The following is an 18,832-nucleotide window of genomic DNA, read 5'->3' as shown; positions in this document are numbered from 1 at the left end:
AGCTTATTGGAACTTCCATTGCTGGTTATTGCCATTACCACAAGCCCACTGCTGCACATTTGCACCATTGGTGGTAGCAGAGTTGGCGACTTCTAAACATTTTCCACTGTGTTTTGCTTGTAATTGAAACCAACCGTTACCTTTATCAAGCAATTTAAACTGCTGGTTAGTACCGTTGTAACAACTCCACTGCACAAGGTTAGCACCATTAGTTGTTTCTTTACCTGCAACATCAATACATTTGTTGTGTTTAGTTTTCAACTCATAATAACCATCACCTTTAGCCACAAAAGTAATATCTTGGTTAGTATTGGTTGCACTACAACCCCACTGCTGCATGTTAGTGCCATCGGCCGAATTACCAGCTGATAAGTCTAAACATTTACTGCTATGTCTCGCCTGTAAAGAAGTGGCACCTGTAGGTGGCGTAGGCGCTGAAGCACCTGAATCAACAGGTTTGTAGACCCTGATCCAATCTACATAAAAAATACTTTTTGCAGGATCAGCTAGCTCAGCAGAAGTTGGTTTAACATCGCGCCAGTCTTGATGTTCCATATCAATAATAATATGTAATGGTTTGTTGATACCTGTGCCGTTGGTGAAGTTATTTGGATCAATCATTTGAGGGCCAGAGACACTTCTAACTAAAACACCATCAATGTAATAATCAACATTCCAAGGATCTTTCCAATGCATACCATAGTTATGATATGCAACACGCCATGGTTCTTGCTCATTGTATACCCATGAACCAGCGTCTTTGGGCTGGTAGTCTTGGAATGGTTCGCGAATAAATACGTGGTGGCTTACGTGCATGCGGCGATCAAACCATTCTTGGCCAGGTCTATCACTACCGTAAGCTTCCATTGCATCTAATTCTTGAGTTGAATCAGCACTTAACATCCACACGGCATTCGCCATAGTATTGTTAGTTGATTTTGCGCGCGCTTCAATATAAAGCGGATAAGTAAATGTTTGTTTTGAAGAAATAATACCTGCGTATACTTTGTCTGTACCTGTTTTTTCAGCGGCCTGCAAAGCTAATTTACCGGAGTTAGTATACGAATGACCTGCACTAAATTCTGTATCACCAGGCCCTAACCACGCATTAATATAGCTGTCATTCCAACGGCTGGTAAAAGCGGATGGTTTATTATTGGCTGAAGCTGTGTAGTTAAAATCATCTGAAACAGATTGTATTTGCCAAGTTTTATTTTGACCCGCTGGTGCCGGAATCGGTACACCATCCCAATCTGCTGCTAAAACGTTGGTGCATGAAAGTGTAAGAGAAGCGTATAAGGCTATTTTCTTTCGCATAACTGATTTCCTATTAAGTTTGTGTGATTACTGCACCAGTATAATTACACACCACAACACACATTGTAAACAATTAACCAACAACAAATAACAAAAATAAATAATAAGCATTGGTAATGTTACATTTATTTGACGTGTTAATGAGGAAACATATTTAGCTAAGAAAAGAGAAATGAGAAATGAGAAATGAGAAATGAGAAATGATAATGAAACTTAAGTGTGAGTAAAAAAAAGCGTCCCTGCTAATTGCTCATCACACGAGCACGACTACTAAAGCGTCTACTAACTAATAGTGCCAAATATTTAATTAGCTATTTAAAAGCCTGTTGATACAAGTGCGCATCCATAATTGCACCTGGGTGTTGCACAACTTCTCTGGCAACATTATCCGCATTGTTAATTGCTTGTAATACTGAGTTGCCGATAATTCGTGAAACCAAATAAGTACCAGCAAAAGAGTCGCCTGCTGCAGTTGAATCAAGTTGATTCGGTGCTGGGTTAAATGGCACATGGCAATCATCTTCAGTTGCCGAATAACCGTACACACCTTGTACGCCTGCTTTAATTACAAACTCGCTTGTACCTTGCTGAAGTAGGTAATTTTTAACAGCATCTACTGTGTTATGGTTAAACAAATCTTGATGTTCATCCAATCCTGGTAGCGCAATATCAGCCAAATGATATGCCTTTTCAATCCACTCCATTGCATGCTGTTGGTCGCGCCACATACGTGGACGATAATTAGGATCAAATGCAATTTTGCTACCTTGTGCTTGTACTTGTTGAAGAATTTCAAGCAGTTTGCTTTTATTTGCATCTGTCAAAATAGCCAAAGATATCCCACTAAAAAATACTATATCTGCAGTTGGCAACAGTGCAGCGCCGCCACTTGCTAATAACAAATCGACCATTTGTGTTGCAGCCGACTCTTTACGCCAGTAGGTGAAAGAGCGCTCGCCATTTTCGTCTGTTTGAATGGCGTAAATGCCAATATTGGCGTTGCTACTTTGCAAAACAGCCTGAGTTGTTATCTGCTCATACGCTAAATAAGCACGCATTTTTTGGCTAAAAATATCTGAGCCTAATGCGCTAAAATAACTCACATCTGTTGCAGGTGACCAACGCTTGGCATAAATACCCGCGTTGAGTGTGTCACCAGCAAATTTTTGGATAAGATTGCCGTCGGCTGCGTATTTAAATTCAACCATACCTTCGCCGACAACCAACAACCTATTCATATCATTACCTTTTTAATTACCAAAGTGTCGGTTTAGTTGCTGTTCTGAAAAGTACCAGCATCAAGAATTTGGCGCTTAATACGGTAACGACAGATATAGTTCCAATTCCAGCTATCGTCATACTTGTGGCATAAACCCCACTCTAATCCAGGTGCTGCAATTTCTTTTCCTTCAGGATCACGATAAATACCCAAAGCTTCAGGCGCGCCTTTGATGTGCGACATAATTTCAAAGTTAATGCCATCGGCAGCCCATTGAATGGTGTTTTTTTCTGGGCCATCAGTTGTGATCAGTGACGCAATGCCACCGTTATAATTCCATACCGCCACTTCATGGCCAGAGTTAGATATTGGGTTATATTCAGATTTAACGTAAGGGCCCAAAATATTGTCTGCAATAGCGACACCATGTTTGATTTCACGACCACCAAAGTTCATGCTTTCGCCCATAGTTTCACCTTTGTAATACAGATAAAACTTGTTGTTTAGCACCATTAAACAAGGATCATGTACTTTATGACTGTCGAAACTCCCTTTTGATTTAACATGAAATCTGTTGTCTTCGTCACCATCCCATTCACCATCTTTGGCTGGACTTAAAATAGGTGCGTCAGATTTATTCCAAGGGCCGAATGGCGAGTCAGCCCAAGCAATAGCAATTTCTTCATATTGTCTATTGGTATAAGGAAATTGCACGGTTTGATAGACTAAATAATATTTGCCTTGATGCGCTAACACTTCAGGGGTAAAAACCGCTCTATCGTCAAATCGACCAGCTTCACCGCGGCCAATTGCCATACCTTGTTCTTTCCATGTGTAACCGTCAGCTGAAGTTGCGTGCCACACTTCAGTTAAGTCCCACGGAAATACTTTGTCTTCTGGGTTGCTCGAGCCAAAACCAAGGGTTTCGCCTTGCCCCTTGGTATACCAAACGTGGTAAAGACCATCGACCTCAATGACTGCTGTTGGGTCTCGTCGAATAATGCCTTCTTCAAATGCAAAATCACCAAATAAAGGTTCTACTTCAAACTCAATCAACCATTGAGAGTCTTTTTCATCATAGCCACGCTCTAGCGCGCGTTTACTGGCTAAACTCAATTTTTGTTCAGACATTTAATTCACCACTTTACACTTGGATACCAAGTCATATTCTTCACTTGAATTGGCAATATACACGAGACAAAACAAATTGTACATTGTTAACAATAAATCATTCCAATATAAAATGCCAATTCTTGCACTAGACCTTATTCACTATCAATAATGATAGTTTGTGCTGGATAATTTTCTGCTGTTACTTTCACTCTAATAGTGCCTGACTGCTTGGTCGATTGAATAATTGCCAACGCCCTACCGCGTTTGGTCACTATTTTATTTGATTGAAAGTCTTGAATATTGTCTGGAGCACCATTGTCGACACCAAGCAACTTGGCAGGGCCTGTTATTTCGAAGTTAACTTGAGTTTCGTCTGTAGTAACTGCCCGGCCCACTTTGTCACGTAATTGCACCACCAGATGCGCGACATCGTACGCATCCGCCGTTAGGTCACTTTTATCTGAGGTTACACTCAATTTTACAGGTGCTGTGGTAGTGGTCAGTTGCACTTGTTGTTCTTGCCCGGAAAATCCAGCACGAGCGGTTAAAGTGCCAGGCTGGTAAGGCACAATCCAACGCATCACTCGGTTAACACTTTCTGACATACTCCTAAACCCTAATGAACGGCCATTTAGCAGCAATTCAACAGTTGCATGATTAGATGCCACCTCGACCAACACGGGTTCACCAATTTTATAGTTCCAATGCAGATTAGAATCTCGCCATGCATAACTAGCCCCCCAGCCGTTTGAATCTTCGGCTAATGGCAATGCTAATCCAGACAGTTCATCTTGTTTAAAGCCAGATTCAGCCAAAGGTAATGTTCCTAGCGACAAATGCGGCTGATTAACCCAAATACTTTTAAAGTAGTTCCAGCCTTGGCGTTTAAAACCGGCTAAATCTAAAATATCACCCCAGCCGCTTTTTTCTGGCCATTTATTATGGCGCTCGCCCATATAGTCTATGCCAGTCCACATAAAGATACTGAATACACCTGGGTGTTCTAATACCATTTTCCAGTCATTCCATAAACCTGGGTTTTCATTGATGGTAATTAATTTGTCTGGGAAATGTTTCTGAGCCCATGGAATGGTAATGTTGCGATAGCTAAAACCAATAATATCCACCACATCCGCATAACCTGTAACCAAACTGACTTGTGGAATAATCATGTTGGTGGTGACAGGCCTTGTATCGTCTAATTCTCTTGTCCAATCTGCGAGTTTTTTTGCAGTTTCATGCAGTTTGTATTGGCCTTTTTCCGACTCGTCATACCTTTGTTTTAATTCCGCTGGGCTAAATTTTGGCAATCCGCCCCAAAAATTATCATTGTCTAATTCTGGTTTGCTTGGGTCCCAATAACCTGTCACATAACGGTAGTTTAAATAAGTCCACTCAATTTCGTTACCTATACTCCACTGGACAACACTCGGGTGATTACGATCACGCAACATAGTGCGGGTTAAATCACTTTTTGCCCAAGTTTGAAAATGCTCGGTATAACCGCGTGATATGTAGTCATCATGTCTATCGTTTTTGTTTAGTCGTTTATCTTTTGGATAATCAAACTCATCAAAAAACTCATTTTGTACTAACAAACCAAGTTCATCACACAGGTCTAAAAACTCTTCTGAAAACGGGTTATGTGCGGTACGAATTGCGTTAACACCACTGGCTTTTAATATTTTTAACCTACGCTCCCATACACCTTTAGGTACTGCAGCACCAACTAAACCGCCATCATGGTGAAGACTAACGCCCTTCATAAGGGTTGGTTGGCCATTTAAGAAAAAGCCTTTACCCGCTTGAAACTTGATATCTCGTACACCAAAGTTTGTGGTGTATGCATCTAGCTGTTTGCCATTCAGATTTATATAAGTAATTGCTTTATATAGGTTGGGGGTTTCTGTATCCCAAAGTTTTGGGTTATATATGTTTAAACTCTGCTTTACGGTGTCTGATGAATGTTCAGCTAACTGCACTTGACTTGCAATTTTGCCCACGGTGCGGCCTTGGTCATCAACTATCTTAGTGGTTAATTCAAATTCAACATCTGTGGCAAAATTATTTTGCACTTGTACAGCCAAATCAACCTGAGCTTTGTCGGTGGATATTTCAGGTGTAGTGACAAAGGTACCCCAAATTGGAATATGCAGTTTATTGACAGTGACCAATTTTACATTGCGATAAATACCACTACCTGTATACCAGCGACTGTCCACATAACGCGAGTGATCAACATGCACGGTAATAATATTCTCTCTACCGTCTGTATATAATTTGTCGGTTAAATCCCAATAAACGGGTGAATAACCATAGGGGTTTTCTCCGAGTTTTTCGCCGTTTAGCCAAAAAGTCGCGTTGTTGTACACGCCATCAAACAAAACAAACACGTTAAATTCATTTGGATTGGCCGGAGTTTTAAAATGCTTTTGATAAATACCAACACCACCGGGCAAATAACCTGTTGCGCCCTCCCATTTTTCCGCAAAAGATGCTTCAACACTCCAATCGTGAGGCAAGCGAACATCGCGCCAATTGTCGTCTTGCAAGGGTATATTTCGCGGTAATTTTGTATCTTCAACTAATGTAAATTTCCAATCAAAATTAAAATCTGTTTCGCGTAATGTTTTATTGGCATTCGCGAAACTTAGTTGCGAAAACCCTAATAATAAGCAGATCCACAGTATATTCCTGAGCACGTGGCAATTCCTCATAAATGTATTTATGCGTAAGTTTTTAGTTAAAAACATATTAAATTGTATACAATATACAGTCAACACATTAACATACATATAAGAAACTTATTGGTAAATCAGTTTATATAAGGTTGTACACTATGCTTACTCGAGGTCACTCTAAAATACCTTTGCTTGCAATTTGTTTAAGCTCAATGCTGAGTTTAGCCGCTTGTGGAGGTGGCTCCGTCAGCATTGACGATGAAAATAAAACAGAAGAAACACTGGATAGCACACCAGATAATTTTACCTTTGTGGCAGTAAAAGATATTGGTTTAAACGCTCAAGCTGAATCAAATCTTGTTGTTATCAAAGGCATAAATACTGCCATTGATATTTCCATCAGTGGCGGCGAGTATTCAATCAACGGTGGTAGTTACACCAGCTTAGCCGGCAAATTAAACAATGGTGATTCACTTAAAATTAGAGTGTCTTCCGCCAATACTTATCAAACAGCATCTACCGCAACAGTCAGCATAAACGCTGTTGATAGAACATTTTCCGTGACCACTATGGCACAGCCCATAGTCGATAACGATATTGTGCAGGTAAATGTTAAGTTAAATACCAAACACAGTATTGGTGGCATAGATAAATTTGAGCGTAAAAAATACATCAATATACATGCGTCTAGTTTAGAAAACGATTGGGGGCAAAACGATGTCCATAGTTTAAATGCGCCGAATGAACTGGGTGAAAATTTAATGCTCGACTTTATGCAAGGGTATGATGTGTATTTTGGCCGAGATACTGGCTCTATCGGTTGGAATTTACGTAATGTGTCTGAAGACGCAACTCGTCCAGGTTTTGTTGACGAAGCTTCAGCTAGCCAACGTGGAGGAGACGTAAAATGGGTTTACGACAATAACATTGGATATAAGTATGTTAACGCGCGCTTGGTCGAAGATAGAATGCAAGACATGATTGCAGGTGGTCAACAACATCCTTACTGGCCAGAAGGCACATTGATTAATCCTGTTAATGGCGATCCAGCTTGGGCATTTTCACAAACTGACACTGCACAAGAGCCGTTTGGCACAGCGACTGGACATTACATGTCGCAATTTTTAGCCAAATTTTTCGCTCTAAATGACAATGATCTAGGCCAAGCTCAACCTGTCTATTTTGAGGTTATGAATGAACCTTTATACGACTTAACAACCGACCGAGAAGGCCAGGCAGACTATGTTGAGCCGTTAAAAGTTTTTGAGTTTCACAATACAGTAGCGGCTGAAATCAGAAAAAATGCAAACAATGACAATGTCATGGTTGGTGGTTACACCATAGCTTTTCCAGATTTTGACAAAGACAACTTTAAACGCTGGGAAGACAGAGACAAACTCTTTATTGATACCGCAGGCGACAATATGGATTTTATCTCGCTGCATTTATACGATTTCCCAACCTTTCAAAACAGCGAGCGTTACCGCCGTGGCAGTAATTTAGAAGCCACCTTAGATATGCTAGAACACTACACCTATTTAAAATATGGTGCGGTAAAACCTATGTTGATCTCTGAAGTTGGTTCATCTGTTCATGCTAGGGTTAATCAAGCTTGGACACCGCAGCGTGATGCCGAAAAAGTTCGCTCCATCACCACAATGAATACACAATTTTTGCAACGCCCTAATACCATTTTAAAAGTGATCCCGTTTATTCCGGTAAAAGCCGAATGGGGTCGACGTAATGTCAATGGCAACAGCATTGCATATTCAAGCCGTTTAATGGTGCAACAAAAAGAACGTGACGGCTCAGACGATAATACTTGGGTCTACTCTGATCATGTTTATTTTTACCAATTATGGTCTGAAGTGAACGGTACTCGTGTTGACACAAGCTCATCTGAAATCGACCTATTAACTGAAAGTTATGTTGACGGCAATACTGCTTATGTTGTTTTAACCAATTTGGAATTTGATGATATAAAACTCGCGGTTAATACCCTTGGGATCACTAACAATGATTTGCAGTCTGTTGATTTTAAACTACTAAGTTACACAGACAATAACGAAACACAATTTACCGAGCAGTCAGCAACTGAACTGCCTGAAAATATCGAACTACCAGCTGAAGCAACTATGATAGTTAAACTGGTATACACCAAGGATATCAACATAACTGAGTCGACAACCGAACAAAGATATTATGCCACCAGCTATCAACAAGCAATTGTCGCTAATACCAGCATCAACTTTGCGTTTAACTCAGTACAACTAGGCACTGACGGGCAAGCAGTATTGCGTTTAGGTTTAGGTAGAGACCACGGCAAATCATTAACGCCAGTTGTGAGAATAAATGGTAACAGTGTGATAGTTCCAAGTGACGTGCAAGGTTATGACCAACAACAAGGGAAAAATAGTACAGGTAGACCAAACTTTTTTGGTGTAGTGGAAATTCCAGTGACATACGACCAACTGCAACAAAACAACACAGTAACAGTGGAGTTTTCAGACACAGGTGGTTATGTCAGCTCTGCTGTATTACAAGTATTAACAGCAAACTAAAACAACCTATCCATAATCCTAATGCAAGTGGCTCAAGTTTGAGCCACTTAACCATTCTTAAAACTGCAATTCTATTAACCTTCTTTAAAAGGTATCACAAAATTAACTTTACAAACAAAAGTTAATTGTTAACAATAATCAAATAAAAAGATCGTCGATATAGTTTTTTAAAGCTCGACACAATTCACTGAGGTGCAGTAATGAATTACCACTTATCTCGCCGCGATGCCTTAAAGATTGCAATGACAGGTATCGCAACTTCCGCTATTGGCTGTTCAACAAATCTCTCAGAGCAAGCTTCCAGCAAACTCGCTAGCGAGAATAATGTTCAGCTGAACAAATCTATATCGAGCCAATGGCACAACACTTTTGATCGTATTTTTATTGGTGGCGACTATTGGGCTAATCCAATGGAAAACTGGTGTATCAAAAATGGTGCGGCAGAGTGTACATCAAAAGGTGGTAACCGCAGTATTCATTCACTGAAACACCAAATTGTTAATTTAGATAAAAACTTTTCAACCTCGGTTGTTGTTGAAAAATATCAAGCTGGCGAGACGGACGGCGGCGCGGGTATTCGTATCGGCGCTAAAAGTGATATTAACGAATACAAAAGTAACTGCTTTGTACAACAAGGCATAGACGCCGGGGTAATTGACGGACAATTAGTGCTTGGCAAAAAACGCACTCACTTAATCCAAGCGAGCGATAAAGATAAACATAAAGACAAAATAAAAGTGATCTTGTCTGGTAATGTCACCAACGGCATTTATGCATTAACCGCACAAGCTGTTGATGTAACAGATAACAATATAATCGCGACCTTAACCGACTATTATCCTGCCAATGAAGTACAAGGCAATATTGCTGTTGTGAGTAATTTTGCGATTGAATCGAGTGAAAAGCCAGGCCAGCAAGAAATTGGCTCACTCTATCGTTTTACTGATTGGCAAATAAGTGGTGAGGCATTTTGCGACAAGCCACAACAAACATTTGGCCCGATATTGTGGTGCATGTACACACTCAATGATTCACGCTCAGAGCAAGGTTTCATTTTAAAACTGTCTGCGTTAACCGGCCCACTAGGTAAAGAAGATAACCACCAGCTCACATTAGAAGTTAAAAAAAGCGGTAAATGGCAAGCTGTTGCGCAAGCAAAGTTAGACCAAGACGCTTGGGGCGCAACCTTCACAGTAAATAATTGGCAAGAAAATTCCGATCACGAATACCGTGTTATCTATAACCAAAAACACAAAAACAACAGCACAACTCAAGACGTATTTAGCGGCACGATAAAAGCGAGTCCGACCAATCGCAACTTACGTATGGCGGCTTTAACCTGCCAAAATGATTATGGCTTCCCATATGCACCAGTTGCTAACAATGTTGTGAATATGCAGCCAGATTTAGTTTATTTTTCTGGCGATCAAATTTACGAAAATCACGGCGGTTTTGGTGTGATATACGCCCCTGCCGATTTAGCAATTTTGAATTATTTACGTAAATACTACCAATTTGGTTGGGCATTTAGAGAAGCAATGCGCAACGCACCAACTGTGGTTTTGCCAGACGATCACGATATTCTGCAAGGCAATTTGTGGGGGGAAGGTGGTAACGCCATGAGTGATCAGGCAATAGCAAGCGGTCGTACTGATAATTCAGGCGGTTATATTAGCCCGGTAAAACTAGTAAATGTTGTGCATAAAACGCATACAGGCCACCACCCAGATCCGGTTGACCCAACACCTTCAGCGCGCAACATCAGTGTCTACTACACTGAGTTAGTGTACGGCAATGTCAGTTTTGCAATTATTGCCGACAGACAATGGAAAAGCGGCCCAGAAACTTTAAATATTGACGTTGGGGTCAGTGGCAACGACGAAGCACCAAACTATTTTAACCCAAATTTTGACCGCGATGGCCTAGAGTTGCTCGGTAAACGCCAAGAAGATTTCTTAGAAAAATGGGCTAATGATTGGCGTGGCCACAATTTAAAAGCCATGCTCAGCCAAACCGTATTTGCCGGTATTTCTACTCACCAGCCGTTACCAGATAGATATTTAAAATACGATTTTGACAGCAGTGGCTGGCCCGCTTCGGCACGAAACCGTGCAATAGAAATTATGCGTAAATCAAAAGCCCTGCATATTTGTGGCGATACCCATTTGGGCACGCTTTCGCAATATGGTGTCAATGAACAACGTGACAGCAACTGGGCATTCTGTACCCCAGCAATCTCTGCAGGTTGGCCAAGATGGTGGCGACCTGATGCTATGGGCTTACCAATGAAAAACCGCCCTTCACACGGATTAGAACAAACGGGTGAATACCTAGATAGCTTTGGCAACAAAGTATACGTATATGCGGTTGGCAATCCACAAGTGGGCAAGTCAGGCAACAGATATATTCAAGCGCATGAAAAAGGCAGTGGTTTTGGTTTTATTGAATTTGATACTCACAATAAAACCTACACTACTTCTGCTTACAAATTTTTGGTTGATGTGACAGATAAAAATCCAGACAACCAATTTGCCGGTTGGCCTGTGACCATAGCGCAAGACGAAAATATCGGCATCAATAAATTAGGTTAATAAGATGAAGTTTATTCAAACAATTTTAGCCACAACACTAGCAAGTGTTGTGGCTACTGCCACCATTAGCGGTTGCGTAAGTCAGTTACCGTCAGTAAAACTCGTAGAACAAGTGCAAACTCTAACCAATAAACAAAATTTTCAAACCGATTATTTAGTAACAGGCTCAACAGTTAAGCGTTTAATTGCCGAGGTGTCGATTGAAAAGCCGTATGCAAACTTAACCGTATTAGCAAACGACAAAGTATTGGTCGATAACGCTAACATTCCCTTTAAAGGCAAACACCAATTAAATTTTTTGGTCGATTTTGAAAAAACTGGCATACAAAAACTGACATTTATTCGCCGCAGTGCGGATATCAAAATTCATTCAATTAAATTTGAAGATGTCTCGGATGTAAACTTGCCGAAATTCGCTAACATCTCCAAACAAGCGAATTTTGATACAGAAATCACCTACAAATACGGCGGCCCGTCTATTGGGGATATAGATGCAGATGGTGACTATGACTTTGTTTTAAACAACCACAACCATGTACCTACCCAGTTGGTTACCAATAATGGTGATGGTACGGTAAAAATTGAGCGCTTGTTTGAACATTCATTAGATTTTCATGGTTCGGCAGTGGGTGATTACGATAACGACGGCGACTTAGACATTATGGTTGCACAAGGTGGTGCCAATGGTACTAACCCAACCTCGTATATCTTGCTAAAAAACGACAATCAAAAATTTACCAATGCCTCACCTGAAACTGGCATTTTAACGCCAGCGCGAGGTCGCTCGCCGCGTTGGCTTGACCTAGATTTAGATGGTGATTTAGACCTAGCCTTATTTAATGCCAAAACGCCCAATTATGACGGGCCAATCCAGCTTTTTTACAAAAATAATGGTGATGGCAGTTTTACCCAACAGCAAATAGACGGGATAGAACAAGCTTACGGTGAGCGAGCACTGATCACAGATTTTAACCACGACAATATTGACGATATTGTGATTTATTCACCAATCACTTTATGGCAAGGCAATGGTGATTTCACTTTTACCGATGTAACGACAAAAATGTTGCCAAAAGATCTTCAAGGTGATGTTGGTTACAACGCAGCAACAGATATTGATGTAAATAATGACGGTTTACTCGATTTATATTTTGCAGGCAGCCGCACACATTATCAGCTATCGCGTAAATCGATCGATTTTAACCCACAAAGCAAACGAATAGACGTACGTGACGATGGCGAAAAAGGTACAACCTTAATCAATTTTGATGCCAAAGGCAGCGTTAAATTATCTGATATGGATCTCACCTATCGCCAGTACAATGATGGGTTTGCGATATTTTTAGGTAAAAATAAAACCCGCAAAATAGTAAAAGCTAAAGGGTTTCAACCAACACAATTGCCAGAAGAAATGAAAACCGCACCGTCAGAAATGACCTTTAGTGCAGCTGACGCACAAGGCTGGCCTGACGAGCGCAATGTTAATGGTTTATACATTGGCCATATGGGTAATGGCAAATGGCAAGCCGAATGGGTACGCGACCGCAATATTTATTGGACAGTGACCTTCTCTTTAACTGGTTTATCGGATGTCAGTTACGACTGGCAAGCTAACAACCGTAATGTACAAGATATATTACTGGTGAACCAAGGCGATAAATTTGTTAACGCAAGCAAAGAGTGGAACCTACCGTTAGGTGGTAATAGCTGGGGCGTCACCAGAGGCGATGTAAACAATGACGGCTGGCAAGACTTATTTGTGTATAGATATGGTCATTTAAGTGAGCGTATCTCAGATTTATTGCTGCTGAATACTGGTAAAGGAAAATTCGACATTATCACCAGCCACGGTGCTTATGAACCAACTGACGTTGGCCATGGTGATATGGGGCAATTATTCGATTTTGACCTTGACGGCCAGTTAGATTTATTAAGCGGTAGCGAAGAAGAAGGTCATTGGTATTTATTCAGCAACCAAACAAGTACCAACAACAACTATCTACTTATCGACGTAAATTACAGCCCCAAACACAATATCGACCCCAACGCAGCGCTTGTCAGTATTGAAACTGCATCGGGCAAAAAATATCAGCAGCGAATTGGCTCAGCAGGTGAAATCCATGCACAAAGTTTATTAGACATAGTCCATTTTGGTTTAGGCAACGAGCGAGAAATTAAGTCGGCGACGATTCGCTGGCGCAATGGTGAAACTCAAACACTGACAAATTTAACTGCAAACCGCTTATACCAAAGCACGCCATAAATTCTGAATTTAAACAAATAGAAGGGTTTAAGACCATGAAAAACAATAAAACAGCACTCGCGGCCGCTGTCACGCTCTGCCTTGTAAGCGCATGTAATTCAACCAAACAAGTAGAAGTACAAGATGATAACGAACCTGTAATAGTTCAACCAGAAACACCAGCGAAAGATGAAACACCTGAAGAAAATGAGCAACCTCAGGCTAACATAATAGATGTAAACACAGCAAACCCGGCTTACCCTTCGTTTGTCTCATTTGAAGACAACACACCAGCGGGTAAAACATGGCAAAAAGTCACCTCTTTGTCAGATGAATTTGATATTTGGGATGATTCAAAGTGGTTAAAAACCTTTTGGAATTATGGCAATACGCCAGTCAATATGATGGCCAAAAACTCAGGTGTCACCGATGGCTATTTATGGTTAAAAGCGACGTTAGACGAAGGCAGTGCAGACCAATGGTTTGAAACAGCGCGCGTTCGTTCAAAAGCTAAAATCAAATTTCCTATGTACACAGAAAGCCGGATTAAAACCGCACACATCTCCGCTTATAACACCTTTTGGTTAAACAATGGTGATGCTAATAATCGTGATGAAATAGACATCATTGAAAATAATTCAAACCCATCTATGACTGGTGCGAAATACGATAGATATCCACTTGAAATGCACTCTCAGTATTTTATTGTTAAAGACGGTGTAACCGAACGTGCGGGCGACAACAACCCATCACACAGTAGCCAATTGTCGGAAGGCAATACTTTGAGAGGGGTAAAATGGAACGAAGACTATCATGTATATGGCGCTTGGTGGAAAGACGCTCACACAGTTCAATTTTACTTAAATGGTGAACCTGTTAATTCAGTTACATCCACCCAAGCTTTTACCTTAGAACAGCACCTGATCTGGGATCTATGGACGCAAGATTCAAGCTGGGTTGGCGGTTTACCGGCAAAATCTGATTTGTTAGATGAGAACCGCAATACAATGAAAATCGATTGGGTCAGAACTTGGCAATTGGTTGACGAATAACCCGTTTAAAATGCTAAAAACGCAGATTTGAATCTCCGAATCTGCGTCATCACTAGGCTAAATAGTCCCGTTTAAATCAAAGCTTAAATTCATGGATCAGCTGATTTAAACGCTTGCCCGTGTCATCAATATCACGCGCTGTATCAACCGTATTAGAGGTTTGTAAGGTAATTTTATCACTATCATCTTTTATGGTTAAAATGCGCTGATTAATTTCACTAGAAACGCTACTTTGCTCTTCAGCTGCTGTGGCTATTTGCACCGCCATTTGAGTAACGGCATCCAGTTCAGTTTTCATAGTTTCAAATGCTTCAACACTCTTAATTACACTCTTAACTGCGTTTTCGCCTTCAAGCTGTAAGTTGTTCATGCTTTGCGTGGCGGATATAGCGCCTTTTTGCAAGGTTTCAATTTGCTGATGAATTTGTTCGGTTGACTCTCGTGTTCTAGACGCTAAATTTCTAACTTCGTCGGCTACAACGGCAAAACCACGCCCCTGCTCACCAGCTCTAGCCGCTTCAATTGCAGCATTAAGTGCTAATAAGTTTGTTTGTTCTGCTATACCCTGAATCACGTTTAACACACTACCAATTTGATCGCTGTCTTGATTTAACCTTTCAATCAATAAAGAGGTATTGCCGACTTCGCGAGTTAAGTTTTCCATCACTATTTTGCTTTTTTCAGCACTTTCGGCACTTGAAACCGATAACTCGAAAGTTTTCTGCACACTGTCTGACGTAAGGGTCGCCATGTTCGCGACTTCTTCAATTGTGGTGGTCATTTCATTAATTGCGACAGAAATACTATCAGTAGACGATTGTTGGCTACCCAACAAACCTGAGGTATCAGCCATTGAACTGTTTACTGCTTGTGTTGCTTTTCTAATGTTATTAGATTCTGCCTGCACACCTAACAAAGTAGTATTAAAACTCGCAATCAACACGTTAAAAGCTTTACTTAATTCCGCTAGTTCATCTTGGCCAGTTTGATCTAATCTGGTTGACATATTTTTTTTGCTCGCCAGTTGGCTAAAAGTGTTAACCATACTTTTTAACGGCTTGACGATACTATTAGTGACAATAAATGAAAATATGCCAATTAATATCAATAAAAATGCCATCATAGCGATAGTTTGCACAACTTTGCTTTGCGCGTCAGCGACTAGCAGTTCTTTTGTATCGATAATTTGTGCCAGCACCTTTGCCATAGTTTGATCGTATAAATTAATCACACTGTTATTAATTTGATTCCAATCAACCTCTTGTTTCAAAAGTACTTTTTTATTTACGTTTTGATAAATGTCGGAACGTACCTGCAGTGCAACCTCTTCCCACATTTTATAGTCTGGGTGGTTCACCATATTTAAAAATGCGCTTTTCGCTTCGTCACTAGCAAAACTATTAAACAACTCAATTGAACGTGAAACCGATGTTGCACCTCGGAAAATTTCTCCAAATATATACGCATCTATCTGCTTAGTAATTGAGGTATATACGTATGCATTGTGAAAAGAAGTTTCTGCCAGTGCAGACACCAAATTAAAATATGCATTCGACATTCTACTCAAAACTTCGTTTTGACTAGAGATCACGGCAATTTCATTCAGAGTTAACACTAGCTGTCTGGCGGTTAAATTAAATTGCCACATCACATGGGTTTCTATGCCACTTTCTTTATGTGTGTGACTTTTAGCCGCTGCGCCTTTACGCACATAAACCAGAGAATTAATCAAAGCTGTGACTTGGTTTATTTGCTCTGACAAAACGGTAAATTCACGCAACTTTTGTTTATTTAACTCAATAAATTCAACATAAGCTTTTTGTGCTTTAACAGCTTTTCGATTATAGGTTTGCATTTGTCGCAAACTATCTTGCATCTGGGTGTCAGTATTATCTATATATTGGCGACTATAATAGGCTTCGTTTAATAGCGCAGAAATATACGGGTAAGTAACATGACCGTACTCTAGCACTATTTCTAGCTCTTTAATTTTATCTTGCTGCGAAAACGCTTGGTTGAGGCGTTCAGATGCAAACATAAAGGTAACGATAAGTGGCACAAGCGATAAAGCTATCATTCTTGTTTTGATTTTAAATCTATTCAATATACGCATACCACACCTACCACCTTTAAATTTAACCACACTTGCCAACCAGAAAATTGTCATCAATTTACCATTAACAACATTCAAAGAATTTATACCAGTTTACGTAATACTGCAATAATACAGAGTATGGAAAAGTTACTGTTTGGTTAATAAAGGAGTGACATAGAGAATTATTTGTTCTACATTAACAATAATTGTCAACAATATACAAACAACATAATGAACTTAAAAGTCCTCATTCTTTTTTTAGTCGCATCCTTTTCGGTTTGCGCACATGCTCAACAAAGACCAAACATAGTCGTGATATTGTCAGACGATGCAGGTTATACCGACCTAGGCAGCTTCGGCGGTGAAATTGACACGCCTAATTTAGACTCACTGGCGCAACAAGGAATGCGATTTAGCGCTTTTTATAGCAATGCGCGCTGCAGCCCAACTCGCGCATCGTTATTAACAGGTGTAGATTCAGCAAAAGTAGGATTTGGTGGTGGTGTTGTTGGTGACTGGGTGCGCGAATTGCCTTTTGAAGCACACCGAGGTCGTCTTGCTTATGACCAGCCGCTTATATCAGAATTGCTCGGTGACAATGGTTACCAAACGCTTATGGTGGGTAAGTGGCATTTAGGTGGTAGTTATATAAAACATAACCCCCAAATGGCAGAGGGCTGGAAGCGTACTCACCCACCACAAATGCAATTAACACAAGAAGAAATCGAACTTGATTACCTAGCACTCCCACCACAACGTGGTTTCCAACAAAGTTTTGTTTTTCATGGCGCCCAAGGAAATTTATTCTATTTACCAAACAAGCCACATGAATATTACGAGGGTAATAAACCGGCCAAATTAAAGTACGATTACCATTACACAATGCATTGTTATGCGAAAACCCCCTTTGCCAAAAAAATGTATAGCGACTGCCATGGCAAAAAAGGTCACGCTTTTTATGCAACCGACGGTATGACAGACAAAGCTGTCGACATGATTAAAGATGCGTCAAAAAAAGATGATCCGTTTTTTATGTATGTGGCTTACCGTGCGCCACACAAACCCTTGCAAGCGCCTGAAGAATTAGTGCAAAAATACTTAGCTCGCTACAGTGATTTACAAAAAATTGCCGATGACAGACATGCGGGTTTAGTTAAACAAGGTTTGTATCCAAAAGATGCAGAGGTGCGTAACAACAACTACATGTGGACTAAACAAGACAAAGCCAAAATTGAAGAATTTAGACTGATGTCAGCCGTTCACGCAGCTATGATGGAAAAATTAGACGAAAATATCGGCAAACTTGTTCAAGGTTTAAAAGACAGTGGTGAGTACGACAATACTTTAATTGTTTATATGTCTGATAACGGCTCAGCCTCACATATAGGTGACTTAATGAATGCACCTTATAATGGTGTAAAAGCCCTATTATGGGAAGGTGGTGCCAGAGCCCATGCCATAGCCACTTGGCCAAATGTTATTAAACCTAATACAATTAACAACGATGTAATTTGGGTAGGCGACTTTATGCCAACCTTTTTAGAAATGGCGAATACTCAATTCCCAACCAGCTACCGAGGTAAAAAAATTCACCCGTTAGATGGCCGCAGTGTATTAGCCTCACTCAAAGGGGAAAAAATCGCCCCACCAGAAACCATATTCAATAATGATAAAGGCCAGCAAAGTGTTATTTACCAAGGTCGTTGGAAGCTGTTAATTGAACCAGGCTGGTATCTACAAACTTTGGCGAAACCCGGTGTGAGTATTGAACTTTACGATTTAGCCAACGACCCAGGCGAAACCAAAAACCTAGTTAAACACTACCCTGAGCTGGTCACTAAACTAGTAAAAATGTCTGAACAGTGGAAAGTTGCCAACAAAATTACTGATTACGCCGAAATCATTAAACTCAAGCCTAACGATCCGTATTAATGCGGATCTTTCACTCACTAGATAAAATT

10 protein-coding genes are annotated in these 18,832 nt (G+C 40.4%); 5 read left to right on the top strand and 5 right to left on the bottom strand.

From position 1 onward, the window contains the following. Positions 1-3 precede the first annotated feature (3 nt). The 4 genes from ACMZOO_RS18295 to ACMZOO_RS18280 all read right to left on the bottom strand — a co-directional run bounded on the left by ACMZOO_RS18295 (position 4) and on the right by ACMZOO_RS18280 (position 6,351). A complete protein-coding gene (locus ACMZOO_RS18295) occupies positions 4-1,317 on the bottom strand; it encodes an RICIN domain-containing protein (protein WP_440906680.1) in 1,314 nt (437 codons plus the stop codon). 311 nt (positions 1,318-1,628) lie between these two features. Further along, positions 1,629-2,555 carry a sugar kinase gene (locus ACMZOO_RS18290; protein WP_440906679.1) on the bottom strand — a complete coding sequence of 309 codons (927 nt, stop codon included), beginning with the start codon at positions 2,553-2,555 and terminating at the stop codon, positions 1,629-1,631. A 32-nt stretch (positions 2,556-2,587) separates the two neighbouring features. Next, on the bottom strand, positions 2,588-3,667 hold the full coding sequence (locus tag ACMZOO_RS18285; RefSeq protein ID WP_016953861.1) for a glycoside hydrolase family 117 protein: 1,080 nt from the start codon (positions 3,665-3,667) through the stop codon (positions 2,588-2,590). A gap of 134 nt (positions 3,668-3,801) precedes the next feature. Next, the gene (locus ACMZOO_RS18280; RefSeq protein ID WP_440906678.1) at positions 3,802-6,351 is read right to left on the bottom strand and encodes a glycoside hydrolase family 2 TIM barrel-domain containing protein; all 2,550 of its coding nucleotides are present in this window, start codon (positions 6,349-6,351) and stop codon (positions 3,802-3,804) included. A gap of 137 nt (positions 6,352-6,488) precedes the next feature. Here ACMZOO_RS18280 and ACMZOO_RS18275 point away from each other — a divergent pair, with 137 nt between their 5' ends. The 4 genes from ACMZOO_RS18275 (at position 6,489) to ACMZOO_RS18260 (ending at position 14,776) form a co-directional block, all read left to right on the top strand. Beyond that, complete coding sequence (locus ACMZOO_RS18275) at positions 6,489-8,891, top strand: hypothetical protein (RefSeq protein WP_440906677.1); 2,403 nt, start codon at positions 6,489-6,491, stop codon at positions 8,889-8,891. 200 nt (positions 8,892-9,091) lie between these two features. Next, positions 9,092-11,482: an alkaline phosphatase D family protein gene (locus ACMZOO_RS18270; protein WP_440906676.1), complete on the top strand. Its 2,391-nt coding sequence runs from the start codon at positions 9,092-9,094 to the stop codon at positions 11,480-11,482. Between the two features lie 4 nt (positions 11,483-11,486). Next, positions 11,487-13,745 carry a CRTAC1 family protein gene (locus tag ACMZOO_RS18265; protein ID WP_440906674.1) on the top strand — a complete coding sequence of 753 codons (2,259 nt, stop codon included), beginning with the start codon at positions 11,487-11,489 and terminating at the stop codon, positions 13,743-13,745. A gap of 35 nt (positions 13,746-13,780) precedes the next feature. Continuing rightward, complete coding sequence (locus tag ACMZOO_RS18260; protein WP_440906673.1) at positions 13,781-14,776, top strand: beta-agarase; 996 nt, start codon at positions 13,781-13,783, stop codon at positions 14,774-14,776. A 76-nt stretch (positions 14,777-14,852) separates the two neighbouring features. Here the strand turns inward: ACMZOO_RS18260 and ACMZOO_RS18255 are convergent, their stop codons facing one another. Then, the gene (locus tag ACMZOO_RS18255; protein WP_440906672.1) at positions 14,853-16,943 is read right to left on the bottom strand and encodes a methyl-accepting chemotaxis protein; all 2,091 of its coding nucleotides are present in this window, start codon (positions 16,941-16,943) and stop codon (positions 14,853-14,855) included. Between the two features lie 159 nt (positions 16,944-17,102). Here ACMZOO_RS18255 and ACMZOO_RS18250 point away from each other — a divergent pair, with 159 nt between their 5' ends. Beyond that, a complete protein-coding gene (locus ACMZOO_RS18250; protein WP_440906671.1) occupies positions 17,103-18,803 on the top strand; it encodes a sulfatase-like hydrolase/transferase in 1,701 nt (566 codons plus the stop codon). Positions 18,804-18,832: the final 29 nt, after the last annotated feature.

Source organism: Catenovulum sp. SX2 (genome assembly GCF_052056295.1).
Taxonomy (GTDB): Bacteria; Pseudomonadota; Gammaproteobacteria; order Enterobacterales; family Alteromonadaceae; genus Catenovulum.
The sequence above is the reverse complement of the archived record's forward strand: the minus strand, read 5'-3'. Positions and strand labels throughout refer to the sequence as shown.

Bases quoted from the DNA above. Each gene is read 5' to 3' on its own strand.
- ACMZOO_RS18255 (WP_440906672.1), bottom strand. From the start codon at position 16,943: ATGACAATTTTCTGGTTGGCAAGTGTGGTTAAATTTAAAGGTGGTAGG.
- ACMZOO_RS18285 (WP_016953861.1), bottom strand. From the start codon at position 3,667: ATGTCTGAACAAAAATTGAGTTTAGCCAGTAAACGCGCGCTAGAGCGT.
- ACMZOO_RS18250 (WP_440906671.1), top strand. From the start codon at position 17,103: ATGAACTTAAAAGTCCTCATTCTTTTTTTAGTCGCATCCTTTTCGGTT.
- ACMZOO_RS18260 (WP_440906673.1), top strand. From the start codon at position 13,781: ATGAAAAACAATAAAACAGCACTCGCGGCCGCTGTCACGCTCTGCCTT.
- ACMZOO_RS18270 (WP_440906676.1), top strand. From the start codon at position 9,092: ATGAATTACCACTTATCTCGCCGCGATGCCTTAAAGATTGCAATGACA.
- ACMZOO_RS18265 (WP_440906674.1), top strand. From the start codon at position 11,487: ATGAAGTTTATTCAAACAATTTTAGCCACAACACTAGCAAGTGTTGTG.
- ACMZOO_RS18275 (WP_440906677.1), top strand. From the start codon at position 6,489: ATGCTTACTCGAGGTCACTCTAAAATACCTTTGCTTGCAATTTGTTTA.
- ACMZOO_RS18290 (WP_440906679.1), bottom strand. From the start codon at position 2,555: ATGAATAGGTTGTTGGTTGTCGGCGAAGGTATGGTTGAATTTAAATAC.
- ACMZOO_RS18295 (WP_440906680.1), bottom strand. From the start codon at position 1,317: ATGCGAAAGAAAATAGCCTTATACGCTTCTCTTACACTTTCATGCACC.